The sequence below is a fragment of the Streptomyces graminilatus genome, from assembly GCF_001418565.1.
GTDB classification, from domain to species: domain Bacteria; phylum Actinomycetota; class Actinomycetes; order Streptomycetales; family Streptomycetaceae; genus Streptomyces; species Streptomyces graminilatus.
In genome coordinates this window covers 1-3,312 of the sequence record NZ_LIQQ01000352.1, presented here as the reverse complement: position 1 = coordinate 3,312, position 3,312 = coordinate 1, and the positions used below count along the sequence as shown (strand labels likewise).

At 65.8% G+C, this 3,312-nt stretch carries 3 protein-coding genes and 1 tRNA gene; 3 read left to right on the top strand and 1 reads right to left on the bottom strand.

Annotation, left to right across the window (positions count from 1 at the left end):
- Positions 1-371 precede the first annotated feature (371 nt).
- The 3 genes from AOK08_RS28200 to AOK08_RS28190 all read left to right on the top strand — a co-directional run bounded on the left by AOK08_RS28200 (position 372) and on the right by AOK08_RS28190 (position 2,936).
- A complete protein-coding gene (locus tag AOK08_RS28200) occupies positions 372-599 on the top strand; it encodes an excisionase family DNA-binding protein (protein WP_055531246.1) in 228 nt (75 codons plus the stop codon).
- Positions 600-683: 84 nt separating this feature from the next.
- The gene (locus tag AOK08_RS28195) at positions 684-1,946 is read left to right on the top strand and encodes a tyrosine-type recombinase/integrase (RefSeq protein ID WP_055531244.1); all 1,263 of its coding nucleotides are present in this window, start codon (positions 684-686) and stop codon (positions 1,944-1,946) included.
- A 132-nt stretch (positions 1,947-2,078) separates the two neighbouring features.
- Positions 2,079-2,936, top strand: a complete 858-nt coding sequence (locus AOK08_RS28190) for a DUF6551 family protein (RefSeq protein ID WP_055531242.1) — start codon at positions 2,079-2,081, stop codon at positions 2,934-2,936.
- A 160-nt stretch (positions 2,937-3,096) separates the two neighbouring features.
- On the opposite strand, the gene AOK08_RS28185 is transcribed toward AOK08_RS28190, so the two are convergent.
- Positions 3,097-3,168 (bottom strand) — tRNA-Cys (locus AOK08_RS28185).
- Between the last annotated feature and the right edge of the window lie 144 nt (positions 3,169-3,312).

Below are 3,312 nucleotides of genomic sequence, written 5' to 3'. Positions count from 1 at the left end.
ACCCCGCCCTGCGGCACGGCCGCCGGTGACCCCGCCCGCGCACCCAATCCCTCCCGCACAAACCGCAAAATCCGCGATAAACCCCGGACACCCCCGCTGACCTGCGACGAAGCTCCCGCACCCAATGGGCCGGGGTCCGTCGCACAATCCCGCGATATTCCGCAAAAAACCGAGCCCCACCCCACCACCCCGGGGCCGGTCGACGGCCGTCCCTGATTTTTGCGGAATATCGCGGATTTCTGCGGAGCACTCCCCATCACCACCCGCACACCGCATCATCGCAGGTCAGAGACCATCCCCGGCTTTTCTGCGGATTTTGCGGTTTGCGCGGCGGCACCTGCCCATGAAACTCAGCCCCACCGGAGTGATCCTTGGACGAACACGCCACCCTCACCGCCCCCGCCGACGACGACCCGACCCTTGTCTTCCTCAAGGTCGAAGAAGCCGCCCGCCGACTGCGCATCGGCCGGACTACATGCTTCGCGCTCATCCGCACCGGCGAACTGGAGTCTGTCATGGTCGGCGGTCTCCGCAGGGTCCCGGTCGACGCGCCGGCCGCGTACGCGGCCCGTCTCCGCACCGCCCACCGCGCCGCTTGACGACGCCCGGGGCGGCGGCACTCCCGGACAGGACAACCCGCCGCCCCGGTCCCCATCCCGACACCGAGAAACAGGAGTCTGCCTGTGGCAGAGGAACAGAAGCGCACTCGACAGCCCAACGGCCGTAGCTCTATCTACCAGGGCAAAGACGGCAAGTGGCACGGCCGCGTCACTGTCGGCATCCGAGACGACGGCGCCCCGGACCGTCGCCACGTCGAACGCAAAACCCGCGCCGAAGTGACGGCCGCCGTACGCGAGTTGGAGAAGCAGCGCGACGCCAAGACGGTTCGGAAGCCGGGCAAGGCGTGGACGGTCAAGACGTGGCTGACGCACTGGATCGAGAACGTTGCGCCCCTCGCTGTCAACGACAACACGATGGTTGGGTACCGCGTCGCCGTGCGGAGGCATCTGATCCCCGGCTTGGGGGCTCACCGTCTCGACCGGCTCAAGCCCGAGCACATCGAGGTGTTCTACGCGAACATGCAGGCCAACGGCAGCAAGCCGGGGACCGCCCACCAGGTGCATCGCACCTTTCGCACCGCCCTCAATGAAGCCGTACGGCGAGGGCACCTCGGCAAGAACCCCGTTCGGTTGGCCAAGGCCCCGAAGACGGGGGAGTACGAGGTGGAGCCCTACAGCGTCCAAGAGGTACAGCGGTTGCTCAAGGCCGCTGGCCAGCATCGCAACTCCGCGCGGTGGGCCGTCGCCCTCGCCCTCGGACTGCGTCAAGGCGAGGTGTTGGGGCTGAAGTGGGAGGACGTGGACCTTGAGGGTGGGTTCCTCGTTGTCCGCCGTAGTCGCCACCGGCCGCAGTACGCACACGGGTGCGCGGAGCCCTGCGGACGCAAGGCAGCCGGGTACTGCCCGCAGAGGCGACGCACCAACCCGGAGTCGTCCACCACCAAGTCGCGCGCCGGTCGTCGTGCGGTCGGCCTCCCCGAACAGCTTGTTGACCTACTTGGTGCGCATCTCACGGCGCAGGGAGCGGAGCGGCGGGCGGCGGGGAAGCGATGGGAGGAGAACAGCTTGGTGTTCCCGGACGAGCATGGCCGTAGCCCGTCCCACCGCCGAGACTGGGCAGCGTGGAAGTCTCTTCTGGCAGAGGCGAAGGTCCGGGACGGACGGCTTCACGACGCTCGCCACACGGCCGCGACGGTTCTGCTCATCCTCGGCGTTCCCGAGCGTGCAGTCATGGGTCTCATGGGGTGGTCGACCACGGCCATGGCCGCTCGCTATCAGCACATGGTGGACGCAGTACGGACGGACATCGCGAGGCAAGTGGATGGCCTGATCTGGAAATCCGATGTGCTTCGGTCGGCGGACGACGGTGGCAAGGGCTTGCCCTAACAAGTGAACTTGACCTCCGAATGGCCCAGTTGTCCGATACCCTGATCGCCGCTTGGTCGCCGTCTCCCGCATTCGGGAGCTGACATGTGTCGTCGTCACCCCCACTGGAGTGCTGACACAGAAGGAGAAGCCTTGTCCGGCAAGGACTACAGCTACGACATCCCGGACCACCCGATTGAGTACATCAAGGTGGACCCGATGACTATCAAGTTCGACCCCCGCGCGCAGCGCAACCTCAACAAGATCCGTGCACAGGCCATCGCTGAGAAGCTGGTCCCCACCGCCCTCGGGACGCCGATCCTCTCGCAGCGCGAGGACGGTCTATACGCGGTGGACGGTATGCACCGTGTCTATGCCTGCCAGCTCATCCAGTCGGGGAAGGTCTCGGTCTCGGAAGAGGTTCGCAAGGCTGTCCAGACCATCACCTGCGAGGTCCACTCCGGCCTGTCGATGGCCAACGAGGCGTCGCTGTTCATCATCAAGAACAAGGAGTCCTCGAAGGTCGGCCCGAACGACGAGTTCAGGATTGGTGTTCTTGCTGGGCACCCGCTCTTCGTGGACACCAACACCGTCCTGGAGAAGCACCAGCTCAAGGTCGGCAGCAGCACCGCCAACGGCGTGCGCGGCATCAAGGGAATCCTCAGCATCGTCATGGAGCACGGCCCCGAGATCCTGGACCTTTCGCTCACCATCGCCGAGGATGCCTGGGGCCGCACCCCCGATACCTGGCACGCCGTCACTATCGGCGGCATCGCCACGGTGATGTCCAAGCACTCCGATGAGCTGAACCCCAGCGAGTTGGCGCAGAAGCTCAAGCGCCAGGGCGACCCGACTGCCTTCAAGGCCAAGATTCAGACCATCGCCACCAACAACAACACCCGCGCCGACGGCACCAGGGGTCGCCTCAAAGCCGCTCACCTGGCGGTTGCCGCCGCCTGGAACGCCAACCGCCGAGTCAACCGCATCCCCGTCCCGAACATCTTCGAGTAACCCCAGCTGAGTGCGGTGCCCTGCTGCCCTTACCTGGGCGTGGGGCACCGCACTCTCCTCGCTCGTATTCGCCAACTGAGACGGGAAGTGAGACGGATAGCCGAATGGGCGGCACCCTTCCGGGGGTGTCGCCCATTCGTTTTGCCTGGTCAGGCACTTGAGGCCATGGCGGGAATCGAACCCACGTAACTCGCTTTGCAGGCGAGCCCCTAAACCACTCGGGCACACGGCCGGGTCGGGAGCGGAGGTGGGGTGGGCCTTGTGGGCCGTTGCCTTGTCCGTTCCGAACTTCGTGACTTGACCGTAGGGGTGGGGAGAGTGGGGGGACAAGGGAACCGGGCCCGCTGCAATGGGACTGCCATACGCCGTTCATGAA